This is a genomic window from Companilactobacillus halodurans (assembly GCF_009600995.1).
GTDB lineage: Bacteria > Bacillota > Bacilli > Lactobacillales > Lactobacillaceae > Companilactobacillus > Companilactobacillus halodurans.
On the sequence record NZ_VDFO01000052.1, the window covers coordinates 1 to 14034 of the forward strand.

Sequence of the window (14034 nt, forward strand, 5' to 3'; positions counted from 1 at the left end):
CGAACATCTAAAGGGCATGAATGGTGTCCTTTTTTGGTGTTCTTAAATGGTTATTACTAATAAATGGTATACAAAAATAAAGTTGATGGCAAAATACCTATCAACTTTATTTATCGTACAGCCATAAAAACACGTTGGAAAAAATCCAGCGTGTTTTTTTTATATCAGAGAGTTTATAAGTTTAATTGGCTTTAATTATATAAATTGGGAGGGTATTTATTTGTAACGTGGTGTTAATGAGAAAATCATATTTTGTAATGCTTATCTAAGGAGTAATTTTTGTCAGATACTCTATCTATCTGACGAGTAGAATATACCTCCTTTTGAATTTATATGAAAGAAAAAAGCTTTCTTATTTATTACGATAAATCCGTAAATTTGGAGGTGTATAGGAGTTGATAAAGGCACCGATCTCCGTCAAAGAATCGCTAAACAGCAAGGTTTTTCGAGTAGGTGCTTCCATGAATCCTTCTTGGGTCATTGAGTCGAAGAAACTAGCCAATTTGTCATAATAGTGATCGATGTTATAAAAAATACAAGGATTCTTACTATCGCCTAAAATCGTCCAAGAAAACGCACCAGAGATTTCTTCTAAAGTCCCTGGGCCACCTGGCAAGGCAATATTAGCTATTGAATCGTCTAACATGGCTTGTTTTCTTTTTGACATAGTTTTAACGATATCGGTTTTTGTCAGGTTAGGGTGCATCAATTTTCTATCATGCAGTTCTTGGGTAATGATGCCATGAACGAAGCCGTGATTTTCTAAGACGCTATCAGCAATAACGCCCATCAAACCGTATTTTCCACCACCGTAAGTCAATCCATAGTTATTTTCAGCCATCCAGTGACCGAGTTTTTCGGCTCCAATTTGATAAGCTGGATTATTTCCCGGTGCAGCACCACAATAAACAGCAATATTTTTCATAATTTTATTAGCCTCCTAGATATCGAAATTGGTCTCACGCTTGAGACGGCGATAGTACATCAATGATGGCGTATCCAGAGCATCTAAAGCACGTTGTTGGTCTTTTGAAAGAACGTTAGTACTTAAAGCTAATAAGATAAAGGTTGTGTAAAGTTTTTTTGGTGCTAGATCAAGCCCGGTTGAATCGCTATCACGCTTCAAGTCACGATGTAAGGCAGTGACAGTCAAAAGGGGCGTATTGGCAGCTTTATTACGGCTTAAAAAGAGGTTGTCGTTATCCCAGAAATCACGATAGGGCTGGATATAATTTTTATAAAGATTCAAAAATTGCGACTCTTCTTTGTCGAAATTCAGTTGTTCAAATTTTTGATAAAAATCAGCTTCCATCGCTTCCTTATAATTAAAGCCTTTGGAAACAATCAAAATCAATAAGCGGGTGTAAATGCTGAGGTCGGCTTTGAGATATTCTGGAAGCCTTAAAAAGACCTGTACAGGGAAATCTGACTGTGGCCTAACTGCGACACTATTGATATTCAAAGTCGGTATCTCGGGTGTTTTTTTGACGCTGAAGAGATATTTGAAGTAAACATTGAGGTTGCTGATGACTTTATTGATGGTGCTAGGACTTAATTTTAAATTATCGAGCATAAAATTTTTAAAGAGACGGACATCCATTTCGTGAACGTCTTTAATATCCTCAGAGATTTTATAGTCAGTGTTGTGTTGAATCGTATAGTTAAAAAAGTCGGTCAAAGAATTGAGATATTCAGTGTGAGCTTTTTTAGAGATATGTCTTGTTTTTAGGTATGCTTCAAAGCCAGTTAAAAAAGGTATTTTGACCATGATAAAACCTCCTTTGATATATTATACATTTACTTAAATAGACGCACAAAATTAAAAATAAGTTTGAGATATAACTATTTTTCTCCTAAATTTGCAGCATAAACACGTGAACATAGCTTTTTGTGCTTAAAAAATAGCCTCTGGTAATAAAAGTGATTACCAGGGGCTATTTGTCTTAATGCTCGAAAGCTGATTATGTTATGTCCCACTTTCTATTTAGTTATTCTTATTAATTAACATTGACTTCTAAAGCAGGATCGCCTGCTTGAACATTTTGCTCATCGAAGGTCCCCATTTCCTTCACAGCATCAGAATTAGTAATGACTGTCATGATTGAGGTTTCTTTCTTAGCAGCCTTTACCTTTTCTAAGTCCATGGTCATCAATTTTTGACCGGCAGAGACAACATCGCCTTCTTTTACGAAAGCCTCAAAGGGAATACCCTTTAAATCGACTGTATCGATTCCTAAATGAAGCATTACCTCTAGACCGTGTTTTGAAGTAATCATCAAAGCGTGCTTAGTGGGAAAGACAGTCCCAATCGTTCCGTCAATCGGTGCTACGATTTCATTACTAGATGGTTCGATAGCAAAACCGTCACCCATTAATTTTTCCGAGAAAACTGGGTCATGTACTTTTTCAAGATGAACCAATTTACCAGTCGCTGGTGCAACAAACTTATCAATTTTCTTTTTAGAAAATAGCCCCATATCTAATCTTCCTCCTTAAAGTCCTTAGCAATATACTTTTGTGACGTAATGATTTCTTTAACATGTTTCGAAAAATCCAATTTGAAGTAGCTGTAGTATAACAAGTCGATTGCATAAAACTGAGCAATCAAAGAAGTCGTAGCAGCACTACGTAAAGAGCTATTTTCAGTACTATCGTCATGGATTAAAATCACCGTCGCAAGTTTTGCTAATGCGCTTACATAATTATGTGTTAATACAATTATAGGGATTTTGTTTTGTTTTGCAAGTTGAGCTATTTCAATCGCTTCTTTAGTTTCACCGGAATTTGAAACGACCAATAAAGCAGCCTGTTCTTTTTGGGCTAATAAAATAGTGCTGATTACATGGTGGTCGCTGTTGGTGATAACAGTTTTACCAATCCGGAAAAACTTTTGTTGAAAATCTTCAGCAGTAATATGAGAAGCACCAATACCAAAGCTTACGATAAGACTCTTTTCCTTAAGAATCTTAATAGCATCTTTTAAGGCTTGGTCGGTCAGTTTAGTATTGGTTTGCAAAATAGTCTGATTGATTCGAAACGATAATTTCTTTTTTAAATCGGTAATGGAATCATCAGGCGCAATTTCTTGATAGATTTCTTTATCTAAATCGCCCTCAGCAGATAATTTCATTTTCAATTCCGAGAAACCGCCTGACTGACAAAATATTTTACTGAAACGCACGATTGAAGCGGAACTGGTGGGAATCAATTCACTAAGATCTTGAACGCTCATTGTCGTTACTTCATTAGGATGTTCAATGATGAAATTAGCGATTCTTTGTTCCGTCTTAGTGAGTTCAGGCAATTTTTGTTTGATGGAAAAGATTAAGCTTTCCATTAATTTAATTCAGTTGCCTTTTTGGCATCGTTAGGAACGCCAAAGAAGTAAGTAGCTACGAATCCACCAATGTAAGCAGCTAATAAACCAAAGATATAACCTAAGACATGACCATTAGTAATCAAAGGAATCAAAGCAACACCTGAAGGTCCAATGGCAATTGCACCGACGTTTCCAAAGGCACCGACGACAGCACCGCCAATACCACCACCGATACAGGCTGTGATAAATGGACGACCAAGTGGCAAGGTAACACCATAGATCAAAGGTTCACCGATACCTAAGAAACCAACGGGTAAAGCACCTTTAATCATATTAGTTAACTTCTTGTTCTTACGACAACGTAGCCAAAGAGCTAAAGCAGCACCGACTTGTCCAGCACCAGCCATAGCTAAAATAGGTAATAGAAGGGTTGAACCTGTTTTATCGATCATTTCAATATGAATTGGAGTCAGGATTTGGTGCAGCCCTAACATAACCATTGGTAAGAAGAATAGTCCCAAGATAAAGCCAGAAAATGCTCCACCGACTTTTAAGACCCACATGATGGAACCTACTAATGAATCGGAAACAACACCAGCAATAGGCATAACGATAAAGATAGTGAAAACACCGACAGCTAGTAAAGCCAGTGTAGGAGTGACAATGATATCGATTGAATCAGGGATGATCTTATGCAATCTCTTTTCAATTAATGCTAAGATCCAAACACTGAAAATAACTCCGATGATACCGCCTTGGCCAGCTGCTAAAGCTTGACCATTGAAGATATTTTGCAAAGGAGTCTTAGGGTCGACACCAGAAAGCAAGGTAACAGCACCGATGACACCACCAAGACCTGGAGTAGCACCAAATTCCTCAGCAGAATTGATACCAACATAAATTGCTAAGTAGGCAAAGACACCATTTTTGATAACATTTAAAACCGTGATGAATTCGTTCCAACTCTTACTGATATCGCCAGCGACTAACATATTCGATAAGACGGCGGCAATACCACCAATTAAACCAGCACCAACGAAAGCAGGAATCAAGGGAACAAAGATATTAGAAATAGACTTTAGAACGGCTTTAGTTTTGGAAGGCTTAATCTTCTTTTTTTGTTCAGCTTTGTATTCAGCAGCTTTTTCAGTGACCTCAGCCTTAGCCTTTTGGTGTTCCGTCAGACCCGAGTCAGTTTTTGCTTGGTTTTTTTCACCCAGATCAGTTGGGAATTCTTGGCCTAATTTGACGCCAACTTGGTCAATCATCACTTGAGCGACCTTGTTGACTAAGCCAGGTCCAACGACGATTTGCAAGGTATCTTCTTGAACGACGCCTAAGACGCCATCGATTGACTTCAATTTTTCAATATCAACTTTATCATCGTCTCTAATCGTCATACGTACACGAGTCATACAATGAATTAATTTTTCAACATTTTGTGGTCCACCAACGCCAGCATAAATCTCACGAGCTAGACGTTCTTCTTTTTTCTCAGCCATTATTTAATCCTCCTTCATGGCTTTTCTTACAAAACCAGCATTCTTTTGCAAATTTTTCTCTGCTGCTTGTTTATCGACACCAGTTAAAATCATGATGATAGCAATTTTGACATCTTGACCAGCTGCTAAAAAGTTCTTTTCGGCAGTTTGATAATCGCAGTCAGTCGCTTGCATAATGATTCTTTTAGCACGCTCAATTAGTTTTTCATTAGTAGGCTTAACGTCAATCATTAAATTTTGATAGACTTTGCCTAATTTGATCATTGAAGTAGTTGAAATCATGTTTAGAATCAATTTTTGTGCGGTGCCAGCTTTGAGTCGAGTCGAGCCGGTCAATACTTCAGGTCCTGTGACGACTTCAATCGGATATTGCGAAAACTTTGATATTTCGGCATTTTCGTTGCAAGCAATACTGATAGTAGCAGCACCGATTTCATTGGCATATTTTAAGGCACCGATGACATAAGGTGTACGACCACTAGCTGCTAAGCCAACGACGCTGTCATCTTTAGTTAAATGTAATTTGGTCAAATCTTCTTTAGCTAACGTTAATGAATCTTCGGCACCTTCAACTGCCACGGTCATGGCACTTTGTCCTCCCGCAATCAAACCTTGAACCAGTTCTGGATTGGTCCCAAAGGTAGGAACGCATTCAGCTGCATCTAAGACGCCTAAACGGCCACTTGTACCAGCACCAAGATAGATTAAGCGTCCACCAAGCTTAAATTGCTGAATAACTTTTTCAATCGCGGAACTTATTTGAGGAATTTTTTCGTGAATTTTTTCAGGGACTGACTGATCCTCGCGATTCATTAAGGTAACAATCTCTGATACCGACATGGTGTCGAGTAACATGCTATTAGGATTTCTAGTTTCGGTACTTAATTTAGTTAAATCCATGATTTACTCCTTTGGAATTAGTTTAAAAGCTGAATTAGCGGTGATATATGGTAATAATTGAATCGAGTTAGTATCTAAGTGTCCGATAACATTAACTTTCTTATCTAAAGGCAAGTCAGTTTTAGTCAGTTGGACTTCTCCCATGTAACGACCATAGGCTTGATTGTCAATTGTAATAGAGCCAATGTTACGAGGGATGTTGTTATTTGGTGCAATCAAAGTTTGATTTCTTTGATTCATCTGTCGACTTTCGAGAACCCGAACGACCTTTGCGGCTGGATCAGGACGATTATGTAAAATTTGATTCAGCAAGTCCTGAGGAATATTGTCATTAGCTTTTAAAGTCAAATCTAAGACATTATTATTGAAGTAATCAGCAAATTCTTCTTGGTAAGTCAAACTAAGTCGTGGATCGCCAATAAAGACTTTGTCTACGTTTGCTTGTGTTAACTGGATTGCTGAAGCTAGACGGTCATTATTTCGTTGATCTTCAAGGGTTGGAAGACCAGCGTTGATTGGACCACGTAATTTCTCATCGCCTGGGATAAAGGCTTGAGTAGTAATACCAAGACTTTTGAACCATTGATTCTTTTTTAAGAACCACTGAAAATCCAATCCAGTTTCTGGACGAGGATAAAAGTTATGCCAAGCCTCAATATTCTTAAAATCAGCTTGGTATTTCTGTAATTCCTTGATGTCATCTTTGGTTAAGGTACTAGCATTTAAGGCTAGAGGATTAGTTTGTGACATCTCTGCAATATCTTGGTTGCTGAAGCCATCGTCAAGACGTAAGTAAAAACCATCTAATTCATTAGGTAAGTTAGCTAGTGAATTTTGATCGATATCGACGAAGACTTTCAAGTCATTTTTCTTGGCTACCTTTAGTAAATCTTGCAATCGTTTAGTATAGAGTGCTTGATTTTCCTCAGGAATATGTAACGAAGTAAATATTTCATTAAAATGGTGTTGCTTCATACTCTCGATGTAATTTTTATCATCTTGATCGAGGGTATGATCTAGATAAAACGAAAATCCTAACAATTTTATAATGTCCCTCCTTTATAATCATGAAAGCGCTTAACTTACAAACACATCATATAACCTGTGTAATAAAATTACAATATAACTTAAGAAATACGTAATAAATTGAAATAATAGTACAAAAGTAAAACTAGTTTGTGATTCGTTTTTAGACTAGTTATACTAGAAACACTTAATTAAGGGATGTGATTATTATGTTTTATCATGAATTTTTGATGCAAGGCTATCATTATGTGATTGCTGCAACTGACTCAGGACTGTCCTTTGTCGGTTCAAGAGATAAAGGATTAGCAGAATTGCAAAGCTTTTATCCTAATGTGAAATTAATTGATCAGGTTAGTCAGGTGCAGCCTTATCAAAAGCAAATTGATGAATATCTAAAAGGAGATAGGAAACAATTCACTTTAAAGACTGATATTTCGGGGACTGACTTTCAACAAAAGGTTTGGCAGGCATTAAGAGAGATTCCTTATGGAAAGGTCAGGACGTATAGTGAGATCGCTGAAGCTATCGATCGGCCTAAAGCATATCGAGCAGTGGGGACGGCAATTGGTAAGAACCCAATTTTAATGGTTGTACCTTGCCATCGGGTTTTAACTAAGAATCATCAATTGGGTGGTTTTCGAGGCGGCCTAGCAATGAAGAACGATTTACTTGATTTAGAAAAAAATTAATTGAAGGCAAATTGATTTACGTAATTTGATTTATGGTCGAGGGATGTATCAGAAACGATTTATCTGTTAAAAAGTCTGTGCTATGCTTGATTTATATAATTTCAAATGAGGAGTAATTTGCCTTGGATTTAGAAGCTATTTTGAAAGAAAATTTTGGTTACGATACTTTTCGCCCAGGACAAAAAGAGCTGATTGAGAAGGTCTTGGCTGGACAAAAGGCTATGGGCATCATGCCAACTGGTGGAGGTAAATCGATTTGTTATCAATTGCCAGCGGTTATTTTTGATGGCTTAACGCTTGTCGTATCACCCTTGATTTCTTTAATGAAAGATCAGGTCGATAGCTTGAATGAAGTTGGTATTCCCGCAACTTTTTTGAATAGTACGGTTGAATGGCATGACCGTGAGGAACGGATGCGTTATATCGAAAGTGGCGCCGTTAAATTATTATTTGTGGCACCGGAAAAGATTGTCGATGAAGAGTTTTATAGCTGGCTTTCAGCCTTAAATATATCTTTAGTGGCAATTGATGAGGCTCACGTTCTATCCTCTTGGGGGCATGATTTTCGCGATAGTTATTTAAAAATGATTAAACCTTTGAAACAGCTTCCTGGAAAACCAGCTTGGTTAGCCTTAACGGCAACAGCAACTCAGCAAGTTCAAAATGACTTGGCTGATATTTTAGATATACCAGCTGAAAATATTGTTAAAACTGGCTTTGATCGTAATAATTTAACTTTAAAGATTGAACGAGGCATTGATAAGCCAGCTTTTATTTTGAATTATGTGAAATCGCATATCGATGAATCTGGCATAATTTATGCCGGACGTCGTGAAGATGTCGATAATATTTATAGTTTCTTACAAAAAAATGGCGTCAAAGTGGGACGTTATCATGCTGGATTAAGCGATAAAGAACGTCACCAGCAGCAAGAAGACTTCTTATTTGACCGTATCAATGTCATAGTAGCTACTAATGCCTTTGGAATGGGCATTAATAAGACTAACGTCCGCTATGTGCTTCATTTTACAGTTCCTGGTACAATTGAGAGCTACTATCAAGAAGTTGGTCGTGCGGGACGTGATGGGCTTCCTGCAGAGGCAATTTTATTGTATGCACCAGTTGATTTACGCTTGCATCAATTCTTTATTGATAAATCCCAAGGCGATGAGCAATATAAACTGAGCTTGAAAAATAAACTTTTTGAAATCAGTCGCTATGCTGAAACAGAAACTTGTCTGATGAAATTTATCTTGGATTATTTTGGTGAGACCGGGACCAGTGACTGCGGCCGTTGTTCAAACTGCTTAGATAATCGTGAAATAGTCGACGTTACAGCTGATGCTCAAAAGGCTTTGAGTTGTATCGTTAGAATGAAGCAACGTTATGGAAAAAAAGTAATCACGAGAGTTTTAGTTGGCAAAGATGATATGGCCAATGACTGGCGTCATTTTGAAGAATTGCCGACCTTTGGGATTTTTAATGACAAGACCTTAAAGGAAACTAGTCGATTAATAGACTTTTTAACTGCGAATGGCTTTTTAAGAAGCAGTGGCGGAAAATACCCAATTCTCTTGTTGTCAGCAAAGGGAAAAGAAGTAGTGCAGGGCAAGTTAAATGTCACGCGTCGCAAAGAAGCTATGTCTGTTAAAGCAGTTAAACCAATGGTTGCAGATGGAAGTTTCGACGTTGATCTATTTGAAAAATTACGAGCTTTGCGTCTGGAATTTGCCAGAAAACAAGCCTTGCCACCATTTATGATCTTTTCCGATAAAACATTGAAGGATATGTCAGTTCGTTTGCCAACTGATGAAAAAGAGTTCTTAGCTGTCAGTGGAGTAGGGAAAGTTAAATTAGAGCAATATGGGACAGACTTTATTAATGAAATTAAGGAATTCCAAAAGGTTAGCCAGAATTCTTAAAAAGAAGCGTAAAATAATAGGAGCATCGAAAACATAAATTTAACGATGCTGCTTTTTTTATTGGGAAGATGGATATAATAAATGCTTTACGAATACGTCTATTAAAATAAAACCCCAAAATATGATTTCAAACAAGATAGGTCGATAAATCAGCAATAGTCATCAAATGCAATAAGTTATTTATTTGAAAAAATAAATAAAATTAAATGTTTTACGAAAACATTATCAAAAAAAACACAACCAAACAAAAAGGGGCAAAAAATGAAAAAAATAGCACTAATTTCAGACATTCATGGAAACTATAACGCCCTTGACCAAGTCATTAAGGATGCAAAAAAGCAAAAAGTTACCGAATACTGGTTTCTAGGCGATTTATTAATGCCAGGACCTGGCACCAATTCAATCCTTGAACTCTTAAATTCAGTCAATACGACTCATTTTATTCGCGGAAATTGGGACGATTTTTTGTTTGAAGATGTCTTAGCTATCAGCAAACAATACTTTAATGAACCACAAACCACATACATTGTTGAATTGCTCAAATACATTTTTAATCATATTGATAATAAGTATTTGCGACAAATGAAGCAATGGCCAATCTCTGAAGAATTTACACTGAATAATCTCAATATTTTGTTATCACATAATTATCCAGATAAAGACTTTGGTCATGAACTTTTACCATATGAGAAACAGCAAAACTTTGATCAACTTTTATTTAAGAAAAATCATGATATTGCGATATATGGCCATACACATCATCAAGTATTCAGAACTAGCAGAAAAGATCAATTAGTTATCAATCCAGGCTCAGTTGGACAACCATACACAGCATGGAGTAAATTCAGTGCTGACAGACGCGCTCAGTACACGATTTTAACTTTGGACAGTACTGGTTATGGTGGAATTGATTTTCGTAAAGTAAATTATTCAATAGATGCTGAATTAGAATTTGCTCAAGAAAATGATTTGCCATTTTTTGATTTGTATAAAAAAATCTTTACAGATGGTAAAGCATTTACGCACAACAATGATGCATTAAATTCGGTAATAAAAAAATACTCATATAAAGATGATGTTTTGAAGTATTTGAGGAAACTGGTTAAATCTAAAGAAAATAGTTAACTTCATATAATACATATTATGTAACCTTAGATAAGTATCAATGATTTAACTAGGTTAAAAATTACCCTGTCGCTGAATTTACATTAATTTATAATAAATATATTATGTCTATTACATAAAGACTTATACATGAAGACTTAAATATTTAATTGGGACTTTTTAAGTTAGCAAATAAAATTTAGACACCGTCAATCGAAATGTCTCCAAGAATTAGGCGTTGTCAGATTAATTTTGACGAAGAACTATCCATTTATTTAATGAAGTCGTCCATAGAATTAACGTCTAAGTTATGAACTTTGGAGAATGAATTTAAGATAGCTATAATTGAATTATTTAGTTAAATTAAATCATATATTATTCATAATTAAGTCTGTTAAAAGTCTATAAATACTGTTAAATCAGCATTTATAGACTTTTTAAGTGAATTGATTTATTTGTTTTAAATATTTATGTTTATTTGCTGACGATTCAAAATCCTTCAATTAGCCAAAAACGCTGATTTAAAGCCAATTTGACCAATATTTTAACGAAGTTTACTGAAATGATGCTCAAATTGTACCATTTACTTTAAAAAATAGATTTACACGCAATATATGATTAGTTGATTTAAACGGTAAGGTGTATCTCCTCACTGAGTTGTTAATGAGTACTTTCATTAAAACTAGTATTTTAAAGAAAGTAATATAAACAGTTGCAAGAACATTTATATCTCGGTATCATATTAACTAACAAGAACGTACGTTTGGAGATTTTGATTATGGACAAGCAACATTATTTAAAATTAATTGAAAATGAATTATCACAAGCACCCTGGTTCGTTAAAGAATACTATCAAGCTAAATCAACCGTCCCTCTTTCACCTGCAACTTTATATCAATATTTAACCGAGTTTCGTCGTTTCTTCAACTGGCTAATTAGTGAAGGAATCACTTCTGTCCCCCGACAAGCCGACATTCCGTTATCGTTATTAGAGCATTTAAAAAAAGAGACTGTAGAATTATATAAATCTGCCCTCCTCAATCAAATTAAGGAAGCTGGTTCTGGAGGAAGTCGTACTCACCCCACCATTAATCGTTCATTAAATGCCCTCTCGTCACTTTTTAAATATTTAACAGAAGATACCGAAGATGAAAACGGTGAAGCCTATTTTGATCGAAATGTCATGCATAAGATTGCTTTAGTAAGAACTAATGAGACCTTTGCTACCAGAGCAGCAAATTTGAAAACAAAATTGATGCTTGGTGACACAGATCATAAATACTTGGCCTTTATCAATGAAAAATATGAAGAAAAATTAACACCAACGCAGAAACGCTACTTTTTACGTGATAAAATCCGTGATTTAGCAATCAATGCTCTGCTATTAGGCAGTGGTTTACGAGTTTCTGAAGCAGCAAATGCTGACGTTCGACAATTGAATTTAAAAACAGGTACGATTGGCGTTATTCGCAAAGGTGGTCAAAAAGATATCGTCCAGATTGCACCTTGGACATTGCCTTATATTGAAAACTACTTTTCAAAAAGGACAGAATTGTACCATCCAACATCTGGTGAACGTGCCCTCTTTTTAACCGTTTATCGAGGCAAAGCATCACGTATGCAAGCTAACACGATGGAAAAAATGGTCGCTAAATATTCAGCAGCCTTTAAAGTACGTATCACGCCACATAAATTGCGCCATACATTAGCTTCAAAACTCTATTTAGCCACTAAAAATGAACAATTAGTTGCTACACAATTGGGACAAAATAGTACAGGAGCAACTAGTTTATATACGCATATGATTGACGAAGAACAACGTAAAGGCTTGAAAAAGTTATAATTTAATAGTACCAACTGAATTTTATCTTGCTTATGCTGGTTACTTGCAAAAAATATGTAAATAAACCAGTACTCTAAAATAACCCCAAATTGAACAATTAGAGCTCAATTTGAGGTTATTATTATACTTTTTATTTAGTTGTTTTTACTCGTAATAGTATCAAGCAGAATAGAAATGGACCGTTCGCGTTTTGTCATCGATTGAATAGATTATTCTATGTTGGATGTTCAACCTTCTTGAATAAAGTTGATCTTCTGGAGGAAATAACTTTTCAAAATTATCCGTGGGGATCATAAGGATTAATTACTGATTTCTTTATTACCTCGTTAAAACCGTCTTTTAATTTGCTTTACTTGATTTTTTTAATTTGATAGCATACCTATATTTAAATTTTATCCCAGTCAATACTATTAGTAAAATCGATTTCACCTGAATCATCTTTCAATGCTCCATGTACTTTAAATAAAGTGCCATTATTTGCAAGGAAAAATGTCTCTTGCAACGCTTTATAACTATAGAATTTTATACAATTTATAAAAATATTACTAATCAGAAATCGTTAGTAATCCATCAAAGAATGAACTAATTTTTTGACTGAGACAACGGTATTCAATATGTCAACTCCGTTATTTATACTAACGATACCTGTATTAAAATCACCAAGAAGCATTCCAGGTCTAACCCCACCATGAGAATTGATTTGTTTATCAAGATCATTATTATGAGGATTAAGATACTCCTCTTTTGCATATTTTTCAGCTATTGAGGTCTTAATTGAACGTTGCGTTGGTGAAACCCGATAAATATTATCATAGCTTGATTTTTTAACTAATTCTTTTGCTTGGTCACTCATCGGCGCCTCATCAGTCATTAAGAATCTGCTACCAATGTAGACACCCTGTGCTCCTAAAGCAAAAGCTGCTTTAACACCGCGATGATCATTAATGCCTCCTGCTGCTAAGACGGGAATGTCAACAGAATCAACCATTGTTGGTACAACAGTAAAAGTTCCAAAATCTTGTTCAGGAATTACTCCTCCTTCATCTGAACCTGTGGCAACGGCAACATCTGCTCCATACTTTTCGCCCAAACGCATCTGATCAATAGTAGGCGTTAATGGACGAAAAATAATTACTCCGTCATGCTCCTTTATCAGATTGAATAATTCCTGATGGGCAGTACCAACCACTACAAAATATTTAATTTCTTCAATAAAAGCTACATCGAGTAATTCTCTAGTAAACCTCGTTTCAGCAACTGATCTATCTGTTTTTGGAGTTAAAATATTTATACCAAATGGCTTGGTAGTAAGTCGTTTAACCTTTTTTATTTCTGATTGCATTCTTTTGGCAGTTTCGTCAGGATCTCGGGTTACTGTAGTTTGACCCGCATTTGGACCTAATACTCCTAATCCGCCAGCATTGCTGACTGCTGCGACCAACTTAGCACTAGTTAACCATGACATTGGTGCTTGGATAAGTGGATATTGAGTATTTAAAATATCTGTTACTTTTTTCATTCGTAAATTAACTCCTTAAATATATATATTCCTAATTGTGAATGTGTTTGATCAAAAAAATAAATGCTACAAAGCATCTATTTAAAAAGGCTGTACGATAAATAAAGTTGATAGGTATTTTGCCATCAACTTTATTTTTGTATACCATTTATTAGTAATAACCATTTAAGAACACCAAAAAAGGACACCATTCATGCCCTTTAGATGTTC

12 protein-coding genes are annotated in these 14034 nt (G+C 35.6%); 4 read left to right on the forward strand and 8 right to left on the reverse strand.

Features of this window, described 5'->3' with window-relative positions; genetic code table 11:
- Positions 1 to 352: 352 nt before the first annotated feature.
- From FHL05_RS11340 to FHL05_RS11370, 7 genes are all read right to left on the reverse strand, one after another.
- The gene (locus FHL05_RS11340; protein ID WP_153386596.1) at positions 353 to 925 is read right to left on the reverse strand and encodes an LOG family protein; all 573 of its coding nucleotides are present in this window, start codon (positions 923 to 925) and stop codon (positions 353 to 355) included.
- 15 nt (positions 926 to 940) lie between these two features.
- Positions 941 to 1768 carry a phage integrase N-terminal SAM-like domain-containing protein gene (locus tag FHL05_RS11345; protein ID WP_153386598.1) on the reverse strand — a complete coding sequence of 276 codons (828 nt, stop codon included), beginning with the start codon at positions 1766 to 1768 and terminating at the stop codon, positions 941 to 943.
- 229 nt (positions 1769 to 1997) lie between these two features.
- Positions 1998 to 2477 (reverse strand): PTS sugar transporter subunit IIA, encoded by a 480-nt coding sequence (locus FHL05_RS11350; protein ID WP_153386600.1) that lies wholly within the window; start codon positions 2475 to 2477, stop codon positions 1998 to 2000.
- A gap of 2 nt (positions 2478 to 2479) precedes the next feature.
- Positions 2480 to 3337 (reverse strand): MurR/RpiR family transcriptional regulator, encoded by an 858-nt coding sequence (locus tag FHL05_RS11355; protein ID WP_153522750.1) that lies wholly within the window; start codon positions 3335 to 3337, stop codon positions 2480 to 2482.
- Positions 3337 to 4821: a PTS transporter subunit EIIC gene (locus tag FHL05_RS11360; protein ID WP_153386604.1), complete on the reverse strand. Its 1485-nt coding sequence runs from the start codon at positions 4819 to 4821 to the stop codon at positions 3337 to 3339. Before FHL05_RS11360 ends, FHL05_RS11355 begins: the two co-directional genes overlap by 1 nt.
- Before the next feature lie 3 nt (positions 4822 to 4824).
- A complete protein-coding gene (gene murQ, locus FHL05_RS11365; RefSeq protein ID WP_153386606.1) occupies positions 4825 to 5721 on the reverse strand; it encodes an N-acetylmuramic acid 6-phosphate etherase in 897 nt (298 codons plus the stop codon).
- 3 nt (positions 5722 to 5724) lie between these two features.
- Positions 5725 to 6762 (reverse strand): MupG family TIM beta-alpha barrel fold protein, encoded by a 1038-nt coding sequence (locus FHL05_RS11370; RefSeq protein WP_153386608.1) that lies wholly within the window; start codon positions 6760 to 6762, stop codon positions 5725 to 5727.
- Between the two features lie 194 nt (positions 6763 to 6956).
- Between FHL05_RS11370 and FHL05_RS11375 the strand changes: the two genes are divergently transcribed.
- The 4 genes from FHL05_RS11375 (at position 6957) to xerS (ending at position 12305) form a co-directional block, all read left to right on the forward strand.
- Positions 6957 to 7436, forward strand: coding sequence for a methylated-DNA--[protein]-cysteine S-methyltransferase (locus tag FHL05_RS11375; RefSeq protein ID WP_153386610.1), 480 nt, complete (start codon positions 6957 to 6959; stop codon positions 7434 to 7436).
- A 122-nt stretch (positions 7437 to 7558) separates the two neighbouring features.
- A complete protein-coding gene (gene recQ / locus FHL05_RS11380) occupies positions 7559 to 9358 on the forward strand; it encodes a DNA helicase RecQ (RefSeq protein WP_153386612.1) in 1800 nt (599 codons plus the stop codon).
- A 261-nt stretch (positions 9359 to 9619) separates the two neighbouring features.
- Complete coding sequence (locus FHL05_RS11385; RefSeq protein ID WP_153386614.1) at positions 9620 to 10483, forward strand: metallophosphoesterase family protein; 864 nt, start codon at positions 9620 to 9622, stop codon at positions 10481 to 10483.
- A 757-nt stretch (positions 10484 to 11240) separates the two neighbouring features.
- On the forward strand, positions 11241 to 12305 hold the full coding sequence (xerS, locus tag FHL05_RS11390) for a tyrosine recombinase XerS (protein ID WP_153386616.1): 1065 nt from the start codon (positions 11241 to 11243) through the stop codon (positions 12303 to 12305).
- Between the two features lie 559 nt (positions 12306 to 12864).
- On the opposite strand, the gene FHL05_RS11395 is transcribed toward xerS, so the two are convergent.
- Positions 12865 to 13824, reverse strand: a complete 960-nt coding sequence (locus FHL05_RS11395; RefSeq protein WP_153386409.1) for a nitronate monooxygenase — start codon at positions 13822 to 13824, stop codon at positions 12865 to 12867.
- Between the last annotated feature and the right edge of the window lie 210 nt (positions 13825 to 14034).